Raw genomic sequence first — 23,475 nt, forward strand, 5'->3', positions numbered from 1 at the left:
TGCAGTCAGATGCCCACGCCGGCGAACAGGCGCCGCAACTCGGCCTGCGCACTCTGGCGTCGGGCAGCGTGCTCGGCCTTCGGCTCCGGCGGAACCGGCTTTGCGGCCCGTTCTGCCGGCCGCGGCGGCTCGCGCTTCACGTTGAAGGACAGGTTGGCGCCAGCGCGGGTGAACAGCACCGGGATGCCCCACTCCACCGCGTTGGTGATCTGCATCGCCACGCGGCCGACCGTGAGCGCCCGCTCGACCGTCTGCCCCGCCACCAGCGCGCCGTAGAAGTGGCTGGCGAACTTCACCGCCGCGTCGTTCGAGACCGGGAACTGCATCGCGACAGAGGCCGAAAGCCCGGAGCGGACCAGCGCCTCGCCCGGGCTCGCCCCGCGACCGCTGTCGCAGCAGTTGAGCACCGCGAGCCGCAGGTGGCCGCCGGTTTGCAGGATGGTCGCCAACTGGGTGGGCGAAATCTTCACCGCGCCGCCGAGGCCGTCGGCGAACACGACGTAGCCTTCGCTGCGCCGCGTGCCGTCGCTGTCCTTGAACACTTCCAAGCCACCGTGGCCGATGAAGTGGAAGACGTGCCAGTCGTCCTGCTGCATGGCGCTGAGCAGGTCCTCGGCCGTCTCGCCCTGCACCCAGCGGAAGTTCACGAGGTCCTTGTCCTTCATGGCATCGATGGCCTTCTCGATGCCCCGCCGCTCGGCTTCCGCATCGAGCGGTTCCCACTCGCCGCCCGGGTTCGCGATCATCCCGAGGATGTTCAGTGGCGCATCGATCGCCGCGTAGGTCGGCGCGTTCAGGTCCAGGAACCTCACGAGCGGCGAACGGCTGCTCAGCGAGAGGAAGGTGCGCGTGGGGTCGCTCGAGGCCTCGTCGAACACGTACTCCCACGGCAGCAGCGCGAGCTCGGGCGGCTCCACGTTCAGCTTGACGCGCAGGCCCTCGAACTTCTCCATCTGGGTGTCGATGAAGTCGACGCTGCCGTTGAAGCTGCGCGCGATGGGCTCGGCCTCCCTGAAGACGGCCTTGAACATGCTGCTGCCGAAATCGCGCAGGATTTTCTCGTCGGCCGAGACCGCGCCACGCGAGCCCCGCAGGCGGCCGCGCAGGATCGCGTTCTCCAGCTGCAGCCGGAGCTCGCGGTGCGTCTCCTCGAATGGCCACTTGAGCTCGGCGCGCTTGGACGGGCCGATCGGCGAGCGCGTGACCTGGGCGACGTACCGGTCCCCTTCCGACCAGATGTGCAGGTCGAAATCCTCTAACAACTTGTTCGCGGCCATGCAGCCCCCCTTCACGCGGCATGGCGCGCGCCGCGCACCGCCACCACATGCGGCGCCAATGTGCGCCCTAACAGCTGCACACGAATCCGCAGGATTGAGGATCGAACCTTCGGCGATCGCCTGGGCCATACTCGTGCCGATCGCCTGCCCGTGCGGCGAACAGGAGAGACAAGCCGCCATGAAACCTGCGACCGTGCTGTTCATTGCCGGCAGTACCGCCGTGGTGCTGGTGGCCGTGGGCACCTGGCTGTGGCAGCGCAGCGTGGGTGGGCCGTTCGCGTCGCTGACGCCGGAATCGCTGCCGGTCGCCACGGCGCCCGCCGCATCAGCGCCGCCTGCGGCACCGTCCGCGCCGGCCAGCGGAGCGGCCCAGTACCCGATCGAGTCGGCCGCGGCCGCATCGGCGCCCGTGCCGGGCCCGACCCTGGAGACCTCGCTCACCACGCTGTTCGGCCGCCAGGCCGTGCTCGGCCTGTTCCAGCTCGACAGCTTCCCCCGCCGCCTGACCGCCACGGTCGACAACCTGGGCCGCCGGCACGCCCCGGCGCAAGTGTGGCCGCTCAACCCCGCGCCCGGGCGCTTCCTCGTCGGCAAGGGCGGCGGCGCCGAGTTCATCGACGCCGACAACGGGGCGCGCTACACGCCCTACGTCCTGCTGATCGAACAGGTCGATCTGCCCCAGCTCGTGGCCACCTACACCCGGCTGTACCCGCAGTTCCAGCAGGCCTACGAGGACCTGGGGTTTCCCGGCCGCTACTTCAACGACCGGCTGGTCCAGGTCATCGACCTGCTGCTGGCCACGCCCGAGCCCGCCGGAGTGCTGAAGGTGCACCTGCCACCGATCAACACGCCGATGCCGGCGCCGCGCCCCTGGGTGCTGTACGAATTCGACGACCCCGCGCTGCAGGGCCTCACGGCGGGCCAGAAGATCCTGCTTCGCATGGGCGTCGTCAACGAGCGCCGCGTCAAGGCGCGGCTGGCCGAGCTTCGGAAACTCCTGACGGCCCGGCCGGCGGCGGGCTGACTCAGTCCACCCTGCCGCCGCCCCCGCCGGGAGCTGACCCTAAAGCATTGCTTGCCCTGGCGGGCCGCACCGCGCACAGTCGACCATCTTCGTCTCGACCGAACGCCGCCATGACGCCCAACCCGCCTGCCGTGCCACGCGCCCGGCTGCCCCTGCGCGCCGCCGACCTGCGCGGGCTGTCACGCCTGGGGGTGGACGCCGTCGTGGGCGTGACCGACGTGGTCGAAGCCATGCACCACACGATCGCGTCGGTGCCCGGCATCGTCGGGCCCGCCCCGGCCGGCCGGCCCAGCGGCATCACCGGTTTCGTCTACCGCACGGTGCGCGCCACCACGCGCACCGTCGGCCGAGGCTTGGATGCGCTGTGGGCTGCCGTGCCCTTCGACACCACGGCCTCCACGCCCGAGCGCGAGGCCTTCGTCGCGGCGCTGAATGGCGTCTGGGGCGACCACCTGGCCGACACCGGCAACCCGCTGGCGATCACCGTGTCGCTGCGCGTCGGCGGCCGGCCGTACCGGGAGGCCCTGGCCACCCCCACCGGCCGCCTGCTGGTGCTGGTGCACGGGCTGGCGATGAACGACCTGCAGTGGACACGCCGCGGCCACGACCATGGCCAGGCGCTGGCGCGCGACCTCGGCTTCAGCCCCGTCTACCTGCACTACAACAGCGGCCGCCACGTCTCGCAGAACGGGCGCGCGTTCGCCGAGCTGCTCGACGAGCTGGTGGCCGGCTGGCCGGTGCCGGTGGAAGAGCTCGTCATCCTCGGCCACAGCCTGGGCGGGCTGGTCGCGCGCAGCGCCTGCCACCTCGGCGCCGCGCGGCCGTGGATGAAGGCGCTGAGCAGGCTCGTCTTTCTCGGCACGCCGCACCACGGCGCGCCGCTGGAGCGGGGCGGCCGCCTCGTCGATGCCGCGCTCGGCTTGAGCCCCTACGCGGCGCCGTTGGCGCGGCTGGGCAAGGCGCGCAGCGCGGGCATCACCGACCTGCGCTTCGGCAACCTGCAGGACGCCGACTGGCAGCATCGCGACCGACACAGCCAGACCCGCGACGACCGCGCGCCCACGCCGCTGCCCGCCGGCGTGGCAACCTACCTCGTTGCCGCCACCAAGGCGGGCCGGCCCATCGGCTTGCACGGCGCCACCGCCGGCGACGGCCTGGTGCCCCTGGCCAGCGCCCTGGGCGAGCACCGCAGCCCGGCCTTGGCGCTGAAGGTGCCGGCGAGCCACCGCTTGGTCGTGGCCTCGGCCAACCACTGGGATCTGCTCGACCGCCCCGAGGTCTACCGAAAGCTGCGCAGCTGGCTGCGCTGAGCGCCGCGAACGCCGCCATCGCCATGGACCGCTCCCGCGCCGAAACCCTCCGCCCGGCCCGTGTGCAGGATGCCCGCGCCCTGGCCGAGATGTCGCGCGACCTGATCGAAGGCGGGCTCAGCTGGCGCTACACGCCGCCGCGCATGGCCGCGCTGATCCGCGAACGCGACACCATGGCGCTGGTGGCCAGCGATGGCCCGCGGCTGCACGGCTTCGCCGTCATGCAGTTCGGCGACACCGAGGCGCACCTGACGCTGCTGTGCGTGCAGCCCGCGCAGCGCCACCGCGGCATCGGACGCCGCCTGATCGAATGGCTCGTCGCCTCGGCCCGCGTGGCCGGCATCACCGCCATCCGGCTCGAGCTGCGAGCCGACAACGCGTCGGCGCTGGCCTTCTACCAGCGGCTGGGCTTCGTCGAGACGCAGTGGCTGCCCGGCTACTACGCCGGCCGGATCGCCGCGCGCGGCATGGTGCTGAAGCTGGTTGACACGGCCGGGTGAGTCCCGTGCCCCATCGGGCTCGCGGTAGGTCAGAATTCGGCCATATCGACACCACGTTGGAGGGCCCCATGGCCAAAGGCATTCACCACGACAAGATGGCCAAGAAGCCGAAGAAGGACAGCGGGCCCGCCAAGCCGCCCGCCGGCTCGGACCGGCCGACGCCGCCCATCACCGCCGTCGCCCCCAAAGGCAAGCTCAAGAACAAGTAGGCTGCCGCCTCACTGGCAACTGAAGTTCTCGGCCGATTCCAGGCTGCCCGTGCCGACGTAACGCGCCACCTTGGGGTAGGCGCACAGCGGCCGGCTGCGCAGCGGCGACCAGCTCGCCGGCAGGTCGGCGTTCACGCCGGCCGGGTTGCCGGTGCCGCGCACGTTGGCCGGCACCTGGTCCGGCGCCTGGCCGCGCTCGACCCAGGCCACCAGCGGCTTGAGCATGTCGAACTGGTCGGTGGCCGGGCCGCCGCTGCAGTGGTTCATGCCGGGCACGCGGTAGAAGCGCGCAAAGTTGCCGGCGTCGCCCCCATTGGCGGCGCGCAGGTTCTCGTAGAAGGTGGTCGTGTCGTCGCTCGAGAAGATCGGGTCGGCCGTGCCGTGGTAGATCATCATCTTCGCGCCACGACGCTTCAGCGCCCCCAGGTCGCTCGGGTTCGGCGGGGTCATGAACGACATGGCGGATTCGGTGTAGGTCGCATCCGTGGCGTTGACCTTGGCCAGCATGCTGTCGACGTTGCCGGTCAATGCGAACACCGGCCCGTTGAAGGTGGCCGGTGATTCGGGCGGAACCTGCCAGATGATGCCGACGGCACCCGAATCGAGCACCAGCGGGGCGACGAATTTCCAGAACGTCCAGCCGCCGGTGGCCAGCCCGTTGTCGTAGGGGAAGCTGGCGTAGATGGTCGCGCCGGTGCCCGTGGTGGCGCCCGCGAAGAGTTGGGCGATGCCGGTCTTCTGCGCCGCCGACAGGCAGCTGCCGTCGCGCTCGCCGCTGCAGGTGGGCACATCGCGATCGAGGCTGAAGGCGGCCTGGCAGGCCGTGGTGTCCTGCACCAGGCCGTCGGCGGCGCCATCCAGCGCGTCGCATTGGGCCAGCACCGCATTCGACACCAGGGTGCGCTCGGCGGTGGTGAAGCCGGTGCCCAGATCGGCGCTGTCGGTGGCCAGGGTGGCGTAGGTCTGCGCGCCGGCGATGTTGGCAATGGCCGCCTTGGGCAGGTTGAAGCCCGGGTCGCCCACCAGGAAGCCGTCGTACTGCTCGGGCAGCCGGGCAGCGGCCACCATGGTGTGGCGCCCCCCGTTCGAGCAACCGCCGAAGTAGGAGCGATCGGGCGCGCGGCCGTAGGCGGCCTGGATGACCGACTTGGCCATGGGTGTCAGCTTCGCGGCCGCCTGGTAGCCGTAGTCGAGCCGCGCCTGCGGGTCGATGCCGAAGAACGGCCCCAGTGCGCCGGCGTGGCCGGCGTCGGAGCTGATCACCGCGAAGCCCTGGTTCAGCGCGTTGTCCAGGCCGCCGCCACCATTGACGGCGCCGGTGGCCGGCACCACGTTGCCGTCGATGCCGCCATTGGCCTGGTAGAAGAAGCGGCCGCTCCACGCCAGCGGCAGCCGCATCTCGAAGCCGATGGCGTAGGTGTTGCCATCGACCGGGCTGACCCGCTCGAGCATCGAGCCCGTGATGCGGCAATGGGCCGCCACCGGGCTGCCCGCGACCGTGAGAACGCCGGCATTTACTTCCTCAACGGAAGTAAAAGTGGTATCCGAGAACGACAGCTTGGCCGCCAGGCCAACACAGTCGGCCAGCGTGCCCGGCTGCGCCTCGGCCAGTTGCGGCAAGGCCGCTTCGCCATCATCGCCGCCGCCACATCCAGGGATGCCGACGAGCAGTGTGAAGCCCACCAAGGGGGCAAGGGTCGCGGTTCGCATGGGGAGGCTCCTGCTGGAGGCCGATCTGCGTGTCGGCCGGTCACGATGGACCACCTCACTTTATTTAAGTCGGTTAAGTAAATAATTGGGGAATGCCCGAGTCCGGCATCGCCTGGCGATGGCACGCCGCCGGCAGCGCCGACAATCGGCGCATGCCCCTGTCCACCCGCCAACGCATGCTCACCACCCCCGCCGGCCAGCTGGTGGAGGCGGGGCTGCAGCAGATCGTGGGCTATCAGATCGCCCAGGCGGCCATCACCACCGACGCGATCTTTCACCAGCAGGTGGCCGAGGCGCTGAACCTGCGCCGGGTGGAGTACACGATCCTGATGCTGATCCGCGAGAACCCGGCGTGCACCTCGGGCCGCCTGGTGCGCGCCTTGAACGTGACGGCGCCGAACATCACGATGTGGATCGACAAGCTGGAGGAGCGTGGCCTGGTCAAGCGTGCCCAGAGCACCACCGACCGGCGGGCAAACCACCTGGCGCTGACGGCCGACGGCGAAGCGCTCGCCCAGAACGCCACCCGGCGCCTGGCGGAGGCCGAAATGCAGGCCTTGTCGGCCGCGCTGTCAGGCGCCGAGCGCGCGATGCTGCTGGAGCTGCTGCACAAGGTCGCCCTGTGCCGGCGCGGCTAGGCCGGCCGAGTCAGCCCGGTCGGCCGTAGCCGCCCTCGGCCCAGGCCGATGCGCTGGCCGCGTTGAGCTTGAAGCCGGCGCCGACGCGCACCTGCGCCAGCGGGTCGCCGGCCGCGTCCTGCGCCGCCAGCAGCGCATGGGGCTCGAACTCGTCGGGCACGATGTCCAGCGTCACGGTGATGCGCTCGCCGCCCACCGTGATCGCCACGCTCTTGTGCAGCAGCGCGTGAAGCTGCTGCTCATGCCGGCGCAGCACCTCCGACGCCGTCTTGACCAGCGTGTTGAAGGCGGCCGTGTCCAGCGGCTTGGGGTTCTTCTTGTCGCGCCCCATCGTCCACGGGCCGACCAGCGCCGGCTCGGGCTCGCCGTCCTTGATCATGGCGACGGCCCAGCCGTCGTCGTCCTCGTTCTTGAGGACGCGGGCCGTCCAGCCGTTGTCGCGCCACAGGCGCGGCTCGTGGATGGTCTCGGGCGACTCGGTTTCGGCGAGGTCGGGTGCGGGGTCGGAGGTCGTCATGGGTCAGGATGGTACGGGCCCCGCCCCGGCAGCACCTCGGCGAAGGCCTCCATGGCCTTCCACTTCGGCTCGGGCGGCTCGTAGCCCGGGCGCGGCGTGTAGACCGACAGCTCGGCCGGCGCGGCGCAGGCGTGGATGTAGCGCGGGCAGTTCGGGAAGATGCGCTCGGCCTGCACGCGCACCACGAGCTGGGCGCCCGGCAGCTGCGCGAGCAGCGGGTCGTCGGCGGCCACGGCCGCACGCCCGTTCACCCGCAGCCGCCGGGGCGATTCGAAGTCGATGAACAGCAGCGCCACGCCCGGGTTGACCAGCACATTGCCCAGGCTGCGGAACATGCCGTTGCCGTCGTAGCTGGGAAACACCAGCTCGCTGGCGCCCGCGACCCGCACGAAGCCCGGCGCGCCGCCCTTGTACGAGCAATCGGGCCGGCCCTGCGCGTCCGCGGTGGCGAGGAAGAACATCGTGCGGCTCTCGATGAACGCGCGGTCCTCGTCGGTGAACGCGCCGCGGCCCAGGCGCTCGTCGAGCCGGTCCGCCAGGCGGCGGGTGTCGAAGCGGTCCTGCAACTCGCGCATGCCGCTGTGGTAGGTCGTGTTGCCGTCGTCCATCGCTGCACTCCTTCGCACCAGACTGCGACGGTGCCGATTCTGCGCGCCGGCTCGGTCAATGGGGCCGGGTTCTGAACGGCTGCGGTGCCGCATCCAGCCGCTCGCTGCCCAGCCGCTCGTATTCGGCGATCACCTGCGCGCCCAGCAGCAGCAGCGTGGCGCCGATCTCCAGGCTCAGCAGCACGGCGATGGCCGTCGTCAGCGAGCCGTAGACGGCGCTGATCTGCGACAGCGTCGCGAAGTACCACACCAGCAGGTGGCGCGACAGCTCCCACAGCACGGCGGCCACCACCGCGCCGAGCAGGGCATGGCGCAGCGACAGGTGGCCGACCGGCATCACCAGGTAGATCGAGGCCACCACGAACACCTCGCCGGCGAAGCCGATCAGGTACAGCAGCAGGCCGGACACGCCGCCCATCGACCACTGCCGCCCGAGGAACTGCACGTGTTCCTGCCCCATCGCCTGCAGGCTGCCGGCAACCAGCGTGACCAGGAGCAGCCCGAAGCCCAGGCACAGGATGTAGCCGTACGGAATCAGCGCCGAGACCAGGAAATGCCGGCGCCGGATCGCCACGCGGTGGTGAAAGATCACCGACATCGCGTTCTCGAGCACGGTGAAGGCCAGCGAGCTGAAGAACAGCATCGTGCCCAGCAGCACCCAGCCGATGAAGCTGCGGTTGGCCAGGAAGCGCGCCAGCTCGGCCACGATGGCTTCGGATTGCCCCGGCACCAGCCACTCCAGGTAGTGGCGTACCGTCTGCAGCAGCTCGGCCTGGTCGACCGCGTGCGACAGCGCGATCGCGGTGATGATCAGCAGCGGCACGATCGACAGCAGCGCGTAGTACGCCACCGCGCCGGCGAGCAGCAGGCCCTGGTTGGCGCGAAAGGCCTTCAGCGTTCGCCGCGTGAAGGCCCAGGGGTGGCGCGCGACTTGCGCAGCCTGGTCGCCGGGGAATTGCATGGTGCCTGCCATTGGACAGCATCGGGCGGGCCCGGGCGCTGCCGGGCTTGCTGCGCGTCAAACCAGCGGCCGCGGGACAGTGGCATGTTGATGGTTCGATCCCCTTTCGGACAGGCGGTGCAGTATGGCCAAGCTCCTGGTGACGTCTTGTCTTCGGCATGCACTGGCGGGGGGCCTGCTCGCGCTGGCGGCCGTGGCGCCCGCGGCCGGTGCAACGTGGTACGTCGTGCAGGACCTCGGCACGTTGCCGGGCGATACCGATGCCATTGCCACCGGCATCAACAGCCAGGGCGACGTGGTCGGCTGGTCCAACGGGCCGGGCGGCTATCGCGGTTTCGTCTACACCGCCGCCGGCGGCATGGTGGCCCTGCCTGGCCTGCCCGACCGGCCGCGGGCGTTTCCGCGCAAGATCAACGATGCGGGCGACATCGCCGGCACCGCCGATGCCGGCGGCACCGACCTCGGCCATGCCGTGCGCTGGCGCGGCGGCATCGCGCAGGACCTGGGCACACTGCCCACCGGCCCCTACAGCGCGGCCTGGGGCATCAACGGCGCCGGCGACGTGGTCGGCGAGTCGTCCGCGCAGGTCAACGGCATCAACGTCGTGCACGCCGTGCTCTACACCGATGCACTGGGCCTGGTCGACCTGACGCCCACCAGCGACGGCGCCGCCGCCCACGGCATCAACGACGCAGGCCAGATCGCCGGCTACCGCCTCGCCGGCGGCGCCTACCACGCGTTCCGCTGGGCGAACGGCAGCTTTCTCGATCTGGGCGTGCTGCCCGGCATGGCGCACAGCTTCGGCTATGCCATCGAGCCTGGCGGCGGCGTGGCCGGCCACTCGACGAGTGCCAGCGGCAATTCCGAGCACATCCTGCGCTACACCGACAGCGCCGGCCTGCAGGACCTGGGCGGCACCGGCGAGCACAACACGGCCTTCGGCATCAACGCCAGCGGAACCGTGGTGGGCGCGCTGGGCCAATCGGCCGCGCGCGCCTTCGTCTACACCGACCAGGCCGGCCTGCAGAACCTGAACGACCTGATCGACCAGTCGCGCGGCTGGCTGCTGCGGGTGGCGTACGACATCAACACCGCCGGCCAGATCGTCGGCTACGGCTACAACAACTTCACCGGGTCGGCGCACGCGGTGCTGCTGACGCCGACGACCAAGCGCCCGCCCGAGTGCAGCTACCACTGCCTGCGCTCCCGGGCCGTTGACCTGAAGGGCCACCTGGCGGGCCAGGAGGCCATGGTCGACGGCAAGGTGACGGTCAAGGACGAGAACCGCGCGCCGGTGCCCGACGCGATGGTGGCCGCGCTGTGGACGCTGCCGGACGGCAGCACCCAGAATCACTACGCATGGACGAACGCCAAGGGCATCGCGAAGTTCAACACCAGCGGCGGCCAGGGCACCTACACGCTGGAGGTGCTGGGCATCATCAAGACCTTCTACACCTTCAACCCGAAGCGCAGCGTGCTGAGCGGCAGCATCAGCGTGCCGTGAACCCGATCGGGTTCCCGTCAGCGGCAGTTCAACGGCAGGAACTCGGGCGGCACGTCGGTGCGGTCGAGGCCCCGCGCCGTCATGTTGCCCGGCACGGGCCCGTGAGCACATACCCAGGCCACCGGGACCATCGGCGTGTCCTCGACGACGGCGGGACGCAGGCTCAGGGTCTTGCCCTGGATGGCGCCATTGGCGCTGTTGCCGAAACGGATGTGAATGGCGCCGTCCTCCAGCGTGAGCCCGCTGACGTAGGTGCCGACGATCTTGTCGGCCGCGGGCAGCCCGGCCGCGGCGTTGTCCTCCGGCAGCGCCTCGCTGGCCCGCCAGGCGGCGGCCACCGGCGGCTTGGCCATGTCGGCGAGCTTCACCGCCTCGACAATCTGCTCGCGCACCAGCCGGGTCTGGATGCTCGGCACGGTCATCAGCGCCAGGATGGCAATGATCGCCAAGGCAACCATGACCTCGGTCAGCGTGAAGCCATGGGGTGGTTGACGGCGGCGGCGCTGACAAGAGATGGTCATCGCCGGGGATTATCGCCACGGGTCAGCGGCGGGCGCAGCCGGGCCAGAATGGCGGCATGAGCGCCACCACACCGCTGAGATACCTGGGCGGCTATCCACCCGCGCTGCTCGCCCAGGTCCAGCGCCTGATCGACGAAGGCCGGCTCGCCGAGAGCCTGGCCCGGCGCTACCCCGACACCCACGAGCTGCGCACCGACGGCGCGCTCTACGACTACGTGGCCGCGCTGAAGAGCCGGCACATGCGCAATGCCGGCCCGCTGGCCAAGGTGGCCTACGACAACCGGCTGCACATCGTGCGCAACGCGCTGGGCACGCACACCACCGTGAGCCGCGTGCAGGGCGGCCAGCTCAAGGCCAAGCGCGAGATCCGCATCGCCGGGCTGTTCCGCCAGTCACCGCCGGAGTTCCTGAAGATGATCGTCGTGCACGAGCTGGCGCACCTCAGGCAGCGCGAGCACGACAAGGCCTTCTACGCACTGTGCGAGCACATGGAGCCCGACTACCACCAGCTCGAGTTCGACGTGCGGCTGTGGCTGACGGCGCGCGAACTGGCCGAGCCCTGAACCAGCCGGGGGTCGCCGACCGACCCACCGACCGTGAAGTGGTAGAGCGACTGGAACGCCAGGCCCTGGAGCCCGAACACCTGGTGGACCGGGTCGTCGAAGAAGCAGCCGATGCCGGTGGCCGCCACGCCCGCCGCCTCGGCCTCCAGGTACAAGACCTGTCCGATCAGCCCGGCCTCCCAGAACAACCGCCGGTAGAACCAGGCCCCGTGCGTGAACAGCGCCTCCTGGTAGTCGGCGAGCATGCCCAGCGAGAAGATGCCGTCGCCAGCGATGTTCTGGTGGCAGCTCAGCCGGGTCGCGAGCCGGCGCGCGTCGCCGGGCTCCAGCAGCCGCAGCGGCAGGCCGGCCGGGCAGCCCGGTGGCGTCGACCATTCGAAGCGTTCATGCATCGCATGCTTCAGCCGGCCCAGCGCGGCCGGGCCACGCACCAGCGCGTACAGCCCCGGTGCGAGGCCGTCGACCCGATGAACGAACAGGCCGAGGTGCAAGGTCGGATCCCAGTCGATCGTGTCCCAGGGCATCGGGCGCTGGCTCGGCGGCAGATCGCCATGCGGCATGACCCGCGCGAGCATCCGGTAGAACGCCTCGGCCGTGATCGACGTGGCGCCGTCGCACGCCAGCAGGCTGCGCCGCTGCAGGATGATCTGCCCAGCGGCGGGGCCATCGTCAGGCGCGTGGTCATTGCTCTCGATCGCCGGCTCTTGAGGCGTGTCGAATGCCGGCGCCTCCGTAGCCGGTTTGCGCGAGGCGATGGCGACGTCGTCGATGACCTCCCAGCGCACCGGGTCGTCGCGGCTGAGCCGGTTCGCGGCGCCACGCCAGCCTTCCCGGGTCAGTTGGTGCACGAGCGCCGCATCGAGCTGCGTTGGAAGCGGCCGCTGCGCGGGAGGCTCCGCGGGCCAGACTGCCAGCATGGCATCCGGGTGCTCACGCTCGGCACCCGCGAAGTCTTCGGCACGGTTCAAGCCGAGCAGCGCCTCGATCGTCTCGTCGGCCAGCCCGTGCAGAAGCGTGGCGTTCCAGCCCAGCGTGGCGGCAGCGAGCCGCAGCGCGCCGATCGCGTGCCCCACGTCATGCTGGCAATAGCGGAATGCGCGCTCGCCGTACTTCCAGGCCTCGCGCCAGTGGACCGACGACAGCCCGACCAGAAAGGCCTGGGGCGGGAACTCGGCCATCAAGGCGCTGAACTGCCGTGCGCTGAACGCTGCCCGTCGCTCCAACCCGTGCTCGAGCGGCGCGTAGTGGTACAGGCCCGGCGCGTCGCCCAGCCCGGGTTGCGCCCCGATCAGCAGGTAGCCCTCGGTCGGATGCAGGTTGCCGCTGGACGGGTTGCAGCGCAACGCCCAGCGCACGGCACCGGCTTGCTTCCAGGCGGAAATGCCCAACCCGTACTGCAGCAGGCGCGACAGCGAGCGGATCGTGAGCGCCTCACTCGAAACCGAACCACGGCGATACAGCGCGTCGTAGCCTGGTGACAGGGGCTCGTCGTCGGGACCCAGCAGCGGCAGGCTGACCAGCGGCGCGCCTTCATAACGGCGGAAGGGATCGGGCTGGTTCGCCCAATCGAGCTCGCCGGGCCCGGGCGCGTAGCGGTCGAAGTGGTGCTTGGTCCGCTCGTGGTAGCGCATCACCGTCTCGATCAGGTCGGCGTCGCGCATGGCGGCCCCGGGCCGTGCCGACCTGCCGGTGGGGGTCAATCGCGCTGCCCGGTGATGTAGTGTTCGAGTTGCTCGATGATGAACTGCTGCTCGGAGATGGTGTCCTTGACCAGGTCGCCGATCGAGACCACACCGACCAGCTGGTTGCCATCCATCACCGGCAGGTGGCGCATCCGGTTCTCGGTCATCAGCGCCCGGCACTCGTCGCTGGTGCGGTGCGGGTGCACATACATCACCGGGCTCGACATGATGTCGGCCACCGCCGTCTCCGTCGGCGGGTGTGACATGAACACCAGCTTGCGCACGTAGTCACGCTCCGAGACCATGCCGACGACCTGGCCCTGCTCCACCACCACCAGTGCACCGATGTTCTTGTCCGCCATCAAGCGCGCGGCCTCGTGCGCCGAAGCGTGCGGCCCCAGGGTGTACACGGTCTGGTCGGGCTTGGACTTCAGGATCTGCGCAGCGGTTTTCATGATTCACCTCTCGAATCATCATGGTTGGCGCACGCCCGGCGGCCTCGCTCACCAGGGCGCTAGGCTCGGGCGTGCGCGCAAGAGCATCGTAGACCTCGCGGGGCTCGTTGTGGGAACGGCCGTGCAGCGCGTGCGCAGTGGGCGAATGCCATGAGATTCAGTCCCAGGGCGCTGGCCACCGCGTGGCTCATGGCCACGGTGTTCAGCGGCGCGCCGTCGACGGTCTACGCCTTCGCGAGCGGGGGCAGCGCGCTGGAGGCCACCTTCGCCGCCGGCCGCATGCTGATCGATTCGAACTCGCCCTGGGCGTTGTTCGCCGCGGCAGCGCTGGTGCACGGCTCGGTCTCGGCTTTCTGGGCGGGGGTGGCCGGCATGGTTCTGCCGCGGCGGCACACGGCGGCGTGGGCGATCGCCTTCGCGGCGGCAGTCGGGATGCTGGACCTGCGCGTCATCGCGCCCATCTGGTTCCCCCACATCGCCGCCCTCGCCTTTTGGCCGCAGATGGCCGACCACCTGATGTGGGGCGCATGCCTCGGCGGCACGCTGCAGGCCGCCGGCCGGCTCCGAAGCCTGGAACCTAGGTGTTGACGGCCCTTTCGGCGTGTCCGAAGAATGTGCGGTTTCACCCCCCGAGAGGAGAACGTTCATGGACTCGAGCCGTCGAATCTGCACCACGCTCTTCATGGCGATGGTGATCGCGGGGCCCGTTGCCGCCGCTGCGCCCGCGCTGACCCAGGTCAGCGAGCTGAACGCGGCGGGCCGCCCCGCCGGCGTGCCGCTCGACTACGTCGTGACACCCCATGGCTTCTTCCACCCTTCGTGCGTCGGCCAGCTCGGCGAGGATGAGCGCCTGGCCGCCGATGGCAGCGTGGTGCGCCCCGACGGCCGCGTCATCGCCGCCGCCGCCTGCGCCTACCCGCGCTATGGCGCCCGCGGCGAGCTCTTCGGCAGCAACGCCGAGGCCGGCCCCCCGCTGCCCGCCTTCAACGGCTGGATCGCCAGCAGCAACTCGAATGCGAACCTCACGCCGCCGGCCAGGGAGATGGTCGCCAACTTCACCGTGCCGAGCGGGCCCACCGCCAACGTCGGCCAGGTGCTGTACTACTTCCCCGGCCTCGAGGACGGCGGTGCCGTGCAGACCATCCTGCAGCCCGTGCTGGCCTGGAACGGCTTCAACGACGCGGCGTGGACGATGACCAACTGGAACTGCTGCAAGAGCGGCAAGACCTGGCACGGCCCGACGATCTCGGTGGCCACGGGCCACAAGATCCACGGCGCGATGAAGGGCAGCAGCTGCGACACCAACACCCAGGTCTGCGCGAACTGGGTGATCCTCAGCAAGGACAAGACCACCGGCCAGAAGACCAAGTTCCAGACCGACGCCTACGGCCAGGCCTTCGACTGGTACTTCGGCGGCGCGAAAGAGGCCTATGGCGTGAGCACCTGCAGCCACTTCCCGGCCAACGGCAGCATCAGGTTCACCAACATCCACGTCTACGACCTGAACGGCGTCGAGACCACGCCGGCGAACTGGAACACCTTCATCGCCGGCGGCGCGCCGCCGTGCAACTACGTGGTCACGCCGACCACCCACACGACGACGATCACCTTCGACACGGCGCCCTGACGCGCCTGCCGGCGGCCGGGGCCGCCAATTCAGCGCCGCTGCTCGGCCCACACCCGCTGCATCGCCGCCAGGCTGCGCGTCACGTCCTCGTCGGTCGTCGCCCACGAACTCACGCTGATGCGCATGGCGGTGTGGCCCTGCCACACGGTGGGGCCGCACCAGCAGGTGCCGTCCTGCTGCAGCGCGGCCACCACGCGGCGCGTCAGCCCGGGCTCGCCGAAGCTGACCAGCACCTGGTTCAGCGCCACCTCGTTCAGCACCGTGGCGCCCATGGCCTGCAACTCGCGGGCGAAGCGGCGGGCGTGGCCGCAGCAGCGCTCGATCAGCTCGGCCAGGCCGCTGCGGCCCAGCGTGTGCAGCGCGGCCCACACGTCCACGCCGCGCGCGCGGCGCGAGAGCTCGGGCGTGTGGTCCGCCGGGTTGCGGGTGACACCCTCGGTCGGCAGGTAGTCGGCCGACACGGCCATCGCCGCCACCAGCGCCGGCGCATCGCGCACGAAGGCGATGCCGCTGTCGTAGGGCACGTTGAGCCACTTGTGCGCGTCGGTGGCCCACGAATCCGCCTGGCCGATGCCGGCCACCAGCGGCGCCAGCACCGGGCTGGCCGCGGCCCACAGGCCGAAGGCGCCGTCCACGTGCACCCAGGCGCCGTGGGCGCGGGCATGGGCGATCACCGGCGGCAGCGGGTCGACCGCGCCGGTGTTCACGTTGCCCGCCTGCGCGCAGACGATGGCCGGCCCCTGCAGCGCCGGCAGGCACTCGGGCCGCAGGCGGCCCTGCCCATCCACCGGCACGCGCAGCAGCCGCTTGCGCCCCAACCCCAGCAGGCCCAGCGCCTTCAGCAGCGTGGGGTGCACCTCGTCGCCCACCACCACGGTGATCGGCGGCGCGCCGAAAAGGCCATCGGCCTCCACGTTCCAGCCCGCACGCGCCAGCACCGCATGCCGCGCCGCCGCCAGCGCGGTGAAGTTGGCCATCGTGGCGCCGGTGACGAAGGCGCCGCCGGCCGTGGGCGGCAGGCCCAGCAGCTCCAACAGCCAGCGCAGCGCCACCTTCTCGAGTTTGGATACGCCGGGCGCGGCGTGGTGCAACGCGGCGTTCTGGTCCCACGCGGTCGCCAGCCAGTGGCTCGCCACCGTGACGGGCAAGGCCCCGCCCGTGACGAAGCCGAAGTAGCGCCCCGAGGCCGATGCCGAGGTGGCGGGCGAGCCGAGCGTGTCGAGCAGGCTCAGCGTCTGCGCCGCCGGCTGCGGGTTGGCCGGCATGGGCATGTCGAAGCCCGAGAGCGCGGCGACGGCGTCGTCCGCCGGCGCCACGCGGCGGGTGGGCAGCGAGGCCAGGTAGCGCGCCGCGCGCCGGGCAGCATCGTCGAGCAGATCGTCCATGGGGAAATGATTCTGCGCGATGATCGACGCCCGCATCGACCGGAGATCGTGACGAGCACCGAAGCCATCGCAAGCAAGGGCCCGCAGGTCGATGCCCTGATTGTCGGCGCGGGCCACAACGGGCTGGTTTGCGCCTGCTACCTGGCGGCGGCGGGGCTGCGCGTGCGCATGCTGGAAAAGCGTGGCGTCGTGGGTGGGGCCGCCGTGACCGAGGAATTCTTTCCCGGCTTCCGCAATTCGACGGCGAGCTACACCGTCAGCCTGTTGAACCCGAAGGTGATCCGCGACCTGCGCCTGGCCGAGCGCGGGCTCGTCATCGTGGAGCGCCCGTTTTCGAACTTCGTGCCGCTCGAGGATGGCCGCTTCCTGCAATTCGGCGGCGATGCCGATGCCACGCACCGCGAAGTTGCGAAATTCTCGGCGCGCGATGCCCAGGCGCTTGGCTCCTACTTCGCGCGCCTCGATCGCCTGGCCGATCAGCTGAAGAAATGGGTGCTTCGTGCACCGCCGAATCTGCGCGGGCCGTGGGTGGTTCAGGGGCTGCGCGACGCGGGCGCGGCGGCAAGCCTGCTGCGCGGGTTCGGCGCGCTGCCGACCGAAGGCAAGCGCGACCTGATCGATGTGTTCACCAAGAGCGCCGGGCACTGGCTGGACGCCACCTTCGAATCGGAGCCCTTGAAGGCGGTGCTCGGCTGGGACTCGGTGGTCGGCAACCACGCCAGCCCCTACGCGGCCGGCTCGGCCTACGGCCTTCTGCACCATGGCTTCGGCGAGGTGAACGGCAAGCCGGGCCAGTGGGGCCACGCGATCGGCGGAATGGGCCGCATCACCGAGTTGATGGCCGACGAGGCGCGCGCCCGCGGCGTGCAGATCGACGTGGGCCACGGCGTCGAGCGCGTGCTCGTCGAGCACGGTGCGGCGGTGGGTGTACTGAGCGAACGCGGCGAAGAGATACGCGCCCGCTGCGTGGTTTCGAACGTGCATCCGCAGCTGCTGTACCGGCGCCTGATCGAAGCAAGCGCGCTGCCGGCGGGGTTCCTCGGGGCGATCGACCGCTATCGAAGCGGATCAGGCTCGCTGCGCATCAACGTTGCGCTTTCCGAGTTGCCCGACTTCGCGTGCGCGCCAGGCACGAAGGCCATGCCGCACCATGCGAGTGGCATCGTCTTCGGTCCGTCGCTCGACTATATGGACCGTGCGTGGCATGACGCCGAGGCGCTGGGCCATTCGAGCCGGCCGATCGTCGAGATGATGATCCCGAGCGTGGTCGACGACTCCCTCGCGCCGAAAGGCGCACACGTGGCGAGCCTGTTCTGCCAGCATTTCAAGCCCACGGCCGATTGGGATCGGCTGAAGGACAGCGCCGTGCAGGCGGTGTTCGACGTGGTGCAGGCCCACTGCCCGAACTTCCGCGCTTCGCTGCTCGGCCACCGCGCGCTCACGCCGCTCGACTTGGAGCGAGAGTTCGGCCTCGTCGGTGGCGACATCTTCCATGGCCGGCTCTCGCTCGATCAGCTGTTCTCGCTGCGGCCCGTGCTCGGCCATGCCCGCTACCGGGGGCCGTTGCGCGGGCTGTATCACTGCGGCGCGGGCGCCCACCCGGGGGGCGGCGTCACCGGGGCAGTCGGGCACAACGCCGCGGTCGAAATCAATCGCGATCTGGCATAGCGGCTTCTGTCCTCGCGCTTGCGCCAACGAGCGCCGTGCCATGGACGAGCAGGTCGTCCATGGGGATTTGATTCTGCGCGATGATCGACGCCCGCATCGACCGGAGATCGTGATGAGCACCGAAGCCACCGCAAGCAAGGGCCCCGATCTCACCCAGGGCGTGCCGACCGAGACGCTCGACGACGGCAGCATGCTGGCCGGCCACGTCGGCGAAGACGCCGTGCTGCTCGCGCGCCGCGGCGACGAGTTCTTCGCGATCAGCGCCGAATGCAGCCACTACCACGGCCCGCTGGCCGACGGCCTGATGGTCGGCGACACGGTGCGCTGCCCCTGGCACCACGCCTGCTTCAGCCTGCGCACGGGCGAGGCGCTGCACGCGCCGGCGCTCGGCCCTGTCGATTGCTGGGCCACCGAGGTCCGCGACGGCAAGGTGGTCGTGCTCGGCAAGGTCGTGGCCCAGCCCGTCGTCCGCGCGGCATCGGCGGCCACGGCCCAGGCACCACAGCGCATCGTGATCGTCGGCGGTGGCGCGGCGGGTTTCGCCGCCGCCGAGATGCTGCGCCGCCAGCGCTACCAGGGCCGCATCGTGATGCTGAGCGATGACGACGCCGCCCCGGTCGACCGGCCCAACCTTTCGAAGGACTACCTGGCCGGCAGCGCGCCCGAGGAATGGGTGCCGCTGCGCGACGATGGCTTCTACGCCGAGCACGCCATCGACCTGCGCCTGAAGACCAGCGTCACCGGCCTCGATGCGAACGCGCGCGAGCTCACGCTCGCAGACGGCAGCAAGCTCGGCTTCGACCGCCTGCTGCTGGCGACCGGCGCCGAGCCGGTGCGCCTGGCGATGCCGGGCATCGAGCTGCCGCACGTGCACACCCTGCGCACGTTGGCCGACAGCCGCGCCATCATCGCGCAGGCGGCCACGGCCAAGCGCGCGGTGGTGATGGGCGCGAGCTTCATCGGGCTCGAGGTGGCCGCCGCGCTGCGTACGCGCGGCCTCGAGGTGCACGTGGTGGCGCCCGAGAAGCGCCCGATGGAGCGCGTGCTGGGCCCCGACCTGGGCGATTTCATCCGCCGGCTGCACGAAGAGCACGGCGTCGTCTTCCACCTGGCCGACACGGCCGGCGCCATCGACGCCAAGCAGGTGACGCTGAACAGCGGCGGCACCATCGCCGCGGACCTGGTCGTGGTCGGCGTCGGGGTGCGCCCCCGGTTGACGCTCGCCGAGCAGGCCGGCCTCGCGATCGACCGCGGCGTCACCGTCGATGCCTACCTGCAGACCAGCGCCCCTGGCATCTACGCCGCCGGCGACATCGCGCGCTGGCCCGACCCGCACAGCGGCGAGGCGATCCGCGTCGAGCACTGGGTCGTCGCGCAGCGCCAGGGCCAGACCGCCGCCCTCAACATGCTCGGCGCGCAGCAGAAGTTCGATGCCGTGCCCTTCTTCTGGAGCCAGCACTACGACGTGCCGATCAACTACGTCGGTCACGCCGAAGCCTGGGACGAGATCGTCGTCGACGGCAACGTCGCCGAGCGCGACTGCACGCTGCGCTACAAGCGCCAGGGCCGCGTGCTGGCGATGGCCTCGATCTATCGCGATGTGGAGAGCCTGGCGGCCGAAGCGCGCATGGAGCGCGAGGCAGCGCAGCGCTGAGGGCACCGAGCGCGTAAGCTCGGGCCATCTCCGCATCGAACCCAGGAAGCCATCATGTCCGTCGCCCGCAAGACCCAAGCCAAATACGGCGCCCAGATCCCCACGGCCCGCAAGCCGGGGGCCAAGGTGGCACGGCCAGCTGGCAAGGCAAGCTCGTCAGCGGGCGGGTCAGCCAAGGCTTCGCAAGGCGCCAAGGCCAGCGGCGACAAGAAGGGCTGACACCGGGAAGGAACGACGCCGCCCAGCGTTGGCGGTAGAGTCGCCTGGGTGACGCCTTGCGTCTGCCGCAGGCAAAGTACAAACGATCGGGAGGAACCATGTTCGGGAGAGACCTTTTTCGAAGGGCCGTGGCGGCGTGCATCGATGTCGGCCGTCCGCTATTGGTGGTGGCGCTGCTTCAAGCCGGCGCTGCGCAGGCGGCACCAAAGGAGCCCTTCGAATTGCTCCACCAGTTCGATGCACCCACTGATGGTCGCGGTGCCGCCGAGGGCCTGGTTCTGGGTCCGGATGGCCGCTTCTATGCCGTCAATGCTCTCGAGGGCGCCCTCGGGGGAGGCACGGCGTACGCCGTAGACAAGCACGGCGTGTTCACCGTGTTGCACGCATTCAACCCATGGATCGAAGGCAGTGAAGCGCATGGCCGCCTGGTATCCGCCAGCGACGGTTCACTTTACGGGGTGCTGTCGGGCGGAGGTGCCCATGGTTGCGGCTCGATCTTTCGGATGTCCCCTTCCGACGGAGCGACCGAGATCCTGCATTCGTTCGTCCGCGGCGCCGAGGGCTGCAAGCCCCTCGGCGGGATCGTGCAAGGCCCGGACGGAGTCTTCTACGGCACCACCTCGGAGGGCGGCGCGTACCAGTGGGGGACGGTGTTCCGCTGGGCGCCAGGGCAGCGAGCGAGGGTGCTGCACCATTTCACCCACTCTGACGGCGACGGCGGCTACCCGTTGCGTGGCGTCACCATGTCAGCCGATGGGCTGGCGGTGTATGGCGTAACCTACCGCGGGGGTGCGCAAGATTCGGGCGTCATCTTCAAAGTCGGGACGGACGGCACGGACTACAGCGTGCTCCGCTCGTTCGATGACAAGATCGGCCTGTCGGCTTCCGGTGAACTGGTCCTGGCCAAGGACGGCAACTTCTACGGCCCGACTGCACGGGGAGGCGCCGGGCATTACGGAACCATCTATCGACTCACGCCTGCGGGTGACGTCTCTGTCATGCACTCGTTCGTGAGCTTCAGCGATGTGGGCCAGAACCCCGCGGGGCGTTTGACGCTGGGTGAGCACGGCATGCTCTACGGTACGACGACCTATGGCGGCGCCAACGCACAGGGAACCATCTTCGCGCTCAGCCGAGATGGTGTGATGACTGTCATGCACTCGTTCGCCGCAGATGAATTCGGCTTCAATGCCGGAGGCAACCTGGCCCGGGCCCATGGCTACTTGTATGGGGTCACTGGCAACCGCGGTTGGCCGCTGCCGACGGCGGGAACCGTTTTTCGGATTCGGAAGCTCGAGCCAGGTAACGAGGCGACGAGTGGTGGCGCCCTTTGAACAAGCAACACTGCCTGCTCGGGCACATGAACTTCCACCTTCCACGTGCGCTCCTCCGGGCGGCCCTTGCGTTCGTCCTGCTGGGCACTTCACTGCATTGCGGGGCCCAAGAATCCACGCCCATTCCTGATGGGCGCCAGATCGCCGCATCGATCAAGTACCAGTTCGCCATCTACTACCTGGGACAGCCCGCAAAGCCACCCCTGCAGGCCCTGCAAAGCCAGATCAAGGCACTGCCTCATCCGCTGAAGCTCGTCTCGGGTGTTTCGGAGAAGCCCAACGCACCGCTGGTTGCCGCGACGCTTGAGAAGAACGTTCAAAGTGCCTATGCCCCACCCGGCCTGGACATGCTGCAGCGATTCGGCCGCGGGCTCACCAGAGACCAAGCGGTGGCCATGCAGTCGTCGGAGCAGGCGCTGATCCTCGACTTCGCCCACCCGGCATCCTTCTCGTTCACGGCCTACCGGTCGGCGCTGACACTGACCGAGCAGGTCGCGCGCGACACCAGCGGTCTGATCTGGGATGAAGAGACCCGCGAGGTCTTTTCGCCCGAAGAGTGGCATAAGCGCCGGCTCGACACATGGGACGGCGACATACCCAACGCGCTGATGCACACGGTGATCCATGCCTACAAGGGTGACAGGCTGGTTCGTGCGATCACCCTCGGCATGGCCAAGTTTGGACTTCCGGACGTCGTGGTCGACGACTTCTCCTGGTCGGAGAACCGGCCAATGGGCAACTTGATCAACCTGCTTTCGCAGGCGCTGGTCGAGGGCGCAGTCGTCGGACCCAGGGGTTCCTATGACCTGGACATTCACCAAGTCAAGCACGCCGCTGTCCGCCGATCCCACTTGGACACCCTGAAGCCCAACACCACCGCGATTGCCAAGCTGGTACTGGTCACAGGAATACCCGATGAGGGCGATCCGCACAATCGACTGGTTGAAATTCGGTTCGACAGGACGGCCGGGCCCGACCGCCATGCACAACAGGCTGCGTTGTTGTCATCCCTGTTCGGGTCCGAAGACGCCATCAAGCGCGTCAAGCACACCGAGGAACTGCTCAAGGTCAGCGAGCAGGCGCGATCGAAGCTGCCGGCAGTCCGAGATGCCTTCAACAAGGGCTTGCAGCCGGGCGAGTATGTGCTGGTCAAGGCCCCGTTCAAAACCCCCGGCGGCGACAACGAGTGGATGTGGGTAGAGATCGTCTCCTGGCAGGGCGACGAGATCGGTGGCCTGCTGAAGAACGAACCCTTCGACATCCCCACCTTGCACGCGGGTCAGATGGTCAAGGTGCTGCAGGAAGATGTGTTTGACTACATTCGCCGAAGCGCTGACGGCCGGGAAGAGGGCAACGAGACGGCGAAGATCCTTGAGCGCATGCGGGGTGCTGTTCAGCACTAGGAAGATGCCGAGTTGCAGGCGGCCGTCGGGCCCTGAACCGCCCGGGGCCCGCGCGGGCTCGGCGGGCGGCACTACCAGCTGCGTCAGTGGATCCGGCGCAGCACCCGATGAAGGCGCTGTTCACCATCCTCGCGCCCTTCCGCGATGCTGAACCCCAGCTCGCGGGCCGATTCGAAGAACTGCACCGTCTCGCACACACCGTTCGTCTTGACCACGCGGTAGACGCGACCATCAGCAGCTTCGATGCCGAAGAGCATGCCGTTTCCCATGCCCCGCGATGCGTGGACGTGCCCGAGGGCGCGCATCAGCGAGTCGTCCCAGGGCGGCACCCCGGTACTGGAGAGGAGGGTGGATTCCATGGTGGTCAACGCTTTGGGATTGCCGATCATGACAGGCGGGTATGTCAGGACGACGACATCGCGGCGCGCGAGGCCGTGCCTGGCACATCGCCCAGTGTGGGCCATAAAGGGGGCGGAAGTTCCGGTAAAGCGCGGGGCCTTACATTCGCGCGATCTGGCAACAACTCGACCCAGGAGAGCCGATTGAGCTTTGAATACCTCAGCGTCGAAGAGGCCATGCCGCGGCGCGGCCTGCGCATGGTGGTGGTGGGCGGCGTACCCAGCCCCTGGGGCGAGGCGGCCAAGGGCATCCTCCACGTCAAGCGCATCGCCTGGGCCGCCGTGCGGCTCGACTACACCAGCGATGC

At 69.6% G+C, this 23,475-nt stretch carries 24 protein-coding genes; 14 read left to right on the forward strand and 10 right to left on the reverse strand.

Annotated features, from left to right (window positions below; translation table 11 throughout):
• Window positions 1-5 precede the first annotated feature (5 nt).
• On the reverse strand, window positions 6-1,277 hold the full coding sequence (locus tag VJ693_RS00805) for a CHAT domain-containing protein (RefSeq protein ID WP_324151557.1): 1,272 nt from the start codon (window positions 1,275-1,277) through the stop codon (window positions 6-8).
• A gap of 178 nt (window positions 1,278-1,455) precedes the next feature.
• Here VJ693_RS00805 and VJ693_RS00810 point away from each other — a divergent pair, with 178 nt between their 5' ends.
• From VJ693_RS00810 to VJ693_RS00825, 4 genes are all read left to right on the forward strand, one after another.
• Complete coding sequence (locus tag VJ693_RS00810) at window positions 1,456-2,301, forward strand: DUF3014 domain-containing protein (protein ID WP_324151558.1); 846 nt, start codon at window positions 1,456-1,458, stop codon at window positions 2,299-2,301.
• Between the two features lie 110 nt (window positions 2,302-2,411).
• Complete coding sequence (locus VJ693_RS00815) at window positions 2,412-3,611, forward strand: alpha/beta hydrolase (protein WP_324151559.1); 1,200 nt, start codon at window positions 2,412-2,414, stop codon at window positions 3,609-3,611.
• A 23-nt stretch (window positions 3,612-3,634) separates the two neighbouring features.
• Window positions 3,635-4,111 (forward strand): GNAT family N-acetyltransferase, encoded by a 477-nt coding sequence (locus VJ693_RS00820; protein WP_324151560.1) that lies wholly within the window; start codon window positions 3,635-3,637, stop codon window positions 4,109-4,111.
• Between the two features lie 68 nt (window positions 4,112-4,179).
• Window positions 4,180-4,320 carry a hypothetical protein gene (locus VJ693_RS00825; protein WP_324151561.1) on the forward strand — a complete coding sequence of 47 codons (141 nt, stop codon included), beginning with the start codon at window positions 4,180-4,182 and terminating at the stop codon, window positions 4,318-4,320.
• Window positions 4,321-4,329: 9 nt separating this feature from the next.
• Here VJ693_RS00825 and VJ693_RS00830 read toward each other — a convergent pair whose 3' ends face one another.
• Window positions 4,330-6,030: a tannase/feruloyl esterase family alpha/beta hydrolase gene (locus VJ693_RS00830; protein WP_324151562.1), complete on the reverse strand. Its 1,701-nt coding sequence runs from the start codon at window positions 6,028-6,030 to the stop codon at window positions 4,330-4,332.
• Window positions 6,031-6,182: 152 nt separating this feature from the next.
• Between VJ693_RS00830 and VJ693_RS00835 the strand changes: the two genes are divergently transcribed.
• The gene (locus VJ693_RS00835; RefSeq protein WP_324151563.1) at window positions 6,183-6,668 is read left to right on the forward strand and encodes a MarR family transcriptional regulator; all 486 of its coding nucleotides are present in this window, start codon (window positions 6,183-6,185) and stop codon (window positions 6,666-6,668) included.
• 10 nt (window positions 6,669-6,678) lie between these two features.
• Here the strand turns inward: VJ693_RS00835 and VJ693_RS00840 are convergent, their stop codons facing one another.
• Genes VJ693_RS00840 through VJ693_RS00850 form a run of 3 tightly spaced genes read right to left on the reverse strand, consistent with a single transcriptional unit; the run spans window position 6,679 to window position 8,754 of the window.
• Window positions 6,679-7,185 (reverse strand): hypothetical protein, encoded by a 507-nt coding sequence (locus VJ693_RS00840; RefSeq protein WP_324151564.1) that lies wholly within the window; start codon window positions 7,183-7,185, stop codon window positions 6,679-6,681.
• A complete protein-coding gene (locus VJ693_RS00845; protein ID WP_324151565.1) occupies window positions 7,182-7,793 on the reverse strand; it encodes a pyridoxamine 5'-phosphate oxidase family protein in 612 nt (203 codons plus the stop codon). The genes VJ693_RS00840 and VJ693_RS00845 overlap by 4 nt, the downstream gene beginning before the upstream one ends.
• A gap of 55 nt (window positions 7,794-7,848) precedes the next feature.
• The gene (locus VJ693_RS00850) at window positions 7,849-8,754 is read right to left on the reverse strand and encodes a YihY/virulence factor BrkB family protein (RefSeq protein ID WP_324151566.1); all 906 of its coding nucleotides are present in this window, start codon (window positions 8,752-8,754) and stop codon (window positions 7,849-7,851) included.
• Between the two features lie 124 nt (window positions 8,755-8,878).
• Between VJ693_RS00850 and VJ693_RS00855 the strand changes: the two genes are divergently transcribed.
• Entirely contained in the window at window positions 8,879-10,258 is a 1,380-nt protein-coding gene (locus tag VJ693_RS00855; RefSeq protein WP_324151567.1) for a hypothetical protein, read from the forward strand.
• Window positions 10,259-10,275: 17 nt separating this feature from the next.
• On the opposite strand, the gene VJ693_RS00860 is transcribed toward VJ693_RS00855, so the two are convergent.
• Window positions 10,276-10,779, reverse strand: coding sequence for a pilin (locus tag VJ693_RS00860; RefSeq protein WP_324151568.1), 504 nt, complete (start codon window positions 10,777-10,779; stop codon window positions 10,276-10,278).
• Window positions 10,780-10,835: 56 nt separating this feature from the next.
• On the opposite strand from VJ693_RS00860, the gene VJ693_RS00865 reads away from it, so the two are divergent.
• Entirely contained in the window at window positions 10,836-11,342 is a 507-nt protein-coding gene (locus tag VJ693_RS00865; RefSeq protein WP_324151569.1) for a M48 family metallopeptidase, read from the forward strand.
• Here VJ693_RS00865 and VJ693_RS00870 read toward each other — a convergent pair.
• Window positions 11,279-13,003: a SagB/ThcOx family dehydrogenase gene (locus tag VJ693_RS00870; RefSeq protein WP_324151570.1), complete on the reverse strand. Its 1,725-nt coding sequence runs from the start codon at window positions 13,001-13,003 to the stop codon at window positions 11,279-11,281. The genes VJ693_RS00865 and VJ693_RS00870 overlap by 64 nt on opposite strands.
• A 35-nt stretch (window positions 13,004-13,038) precedes the next feature.
• On the reverse strand, window positions 13,039-13,479 hold the full coding sequence (locus tag VJ693_RS00875; RefSeq protein WP_324151571.1) for a CBS domain-containing protein: 441 nt from the start codon (window positions 13,477-13,479) through the stop codon (window positions 13,039-13,041).
• Between the two features lie 189 nt (window positions 13,480-13,668).
• Here VJ693_RS00875 and VJ693_RS00880 point away from each other — a divergent pair, with 189 nt between their 5' ends.
• Both VJ693_RS00880 and VJ693_RS00885 read left to right on the forward strand, forming a co-directional pair.
• Window positions 13,669-14,067, forward strand: a complete 399-nt coding sequence (locus VJ693_RS00880; protein WP_324151572.1) for a hypothetical protein — start codon at window positions 13,669-13,671, stop codon at window positions 14,065-14,067.
• A gap of 58 nt (window positions 14,068-14,125) precedes the next feature.
• Window positions 14,126-15,106: a hypothetical protein gene (locus tag VJ693_RS00885; RefSeq protein ID WP_324151573.1), complete on the forward strand. Its 981-nt coding sequence runs from the start codon at window positions 14,126-14,128 to the stop codon at window positions 15,104-15,106.
• Window positions 15,107-15,135: 29 nt separating this feature from the next.
• Here the strand turns inward: VJ693_RS00885 and VJ693_RS00890 are convergent, their stop codons facing one another.
• Window positions 15,136-16,491 carry a pyridoxal phosphate-dependent decarboxylase family protein gene (locus VJ693_RS00890; RefSeq protein ID WP_324151574.1) on the reverse strand — a complete coding sequence of 452 codons (1,356 nt, stop codon included), beginning with the start codon at window positions 16,489-16,491 and terminating at the stop codon, window positions 15,136-15,138.
• Between the two features lie 48 nt (window positions 16,492-16,539).
• Here VJ693_RS00890 and VJ693_RS00895 point away from each other — a divergent pair, with 48 nt between their 5' ends.
• From VJ693_RS00895 to VJ693_RS00915, 5 genes are all read left to right on the forward strand, one after another.
• Window positions 16,540-18,159 carry an NAD(P)/FAD-dependent oxidoreductase gene (locus VJ693_RS00895; protein ID WP_324151575.1) on the forward strand — a complete coding sequence of 540 codons (1,620 nt, stop codon included), beginning with the start codon at window positions 16,540-16,542 and terminating at the stop codon, window positions 18,157-18,159.
• 112 nt (window positions 18,160-18,271) lie between these two features.
• Window positions 18,272-19,813 (forward strand): FAD-dependent oxidoreductase, encoded by a 1,542-nt coding sequence (locus VJ693_RS00900; RefSeq protein ID WP_324151576.1) that lies wholly within the window; start codon window positions 18,272-18,274, stop codon window positions 19,811-19,813.
• Window positions 19,814-19,867: 54 nt separating this feature from the next.
• A complete protein-coding gene (locus tag VJ693_RS00905; protein WP_324151577.1) occupies window positions 19,868-20,032 on the forward strand; it encodes a hypothetical protein in 165 nt (54 codons plus the stop codon).
• Between the two features lie 56 nt (window positions 20,033-20,088).
• Window positions 20,089-21,366: a choice-of-anchor tandem repeat GloVer-containing protein gene (locus tag VJ693_RS00910; protein ID WP_324151578.1), complete on the forward strand. Its 1,278-nt coding sequence runs from the start codon at window positions 20,089-20,091 to the stop codon at window positions 21,364-21,366.
• Window positions 21,363-22,769: a DUF2314 domain-containing protein gene (locus tag VJ693_RS00915; RefSeq protein WP_324151579.1), complete on the forward strand. Its 1,407-nt coding sequence runs from the start codon at window positions 21,363-21,365 to the stop codon at window positions 22,767-22,769. The genes VJ693_RS00910 and VJ693_RS00915 overlap by 4 nt, the downstream gene beginning before the upstream one ends.
• Before the next feature lie 83 nt (window positions 22,770-22,852).
• Here VJ693_RS00915 and VJ693_RS00920 read toward each other — a convergent pair whose 3' ends face one another.
• Window positions 22,853-23,158 carry a hypothetical protein gene (locus VJ693_RS00920; protein ID WP_324151580.1) on the reverse strand — a complete coding sequence of 102 codons (306 nt, stop codon included), beginning with the start codon at window positions 23,156-23,158 and terminating at the stop codon, window positions 22,853-22,855.
• Window positions 23,159-23,475 lie beyond the last annotated feature (317 nt).

Source organism: Ideonella sp., assembly GCF_035254525.1.
In the GTDB taxonomy this organism is placed as follows: domain Bacteria; phylum Pseudomonadota; class Gammaproteobacteria; order Burkholderiales; family Burkholderiaceae_C; genus Ideonella.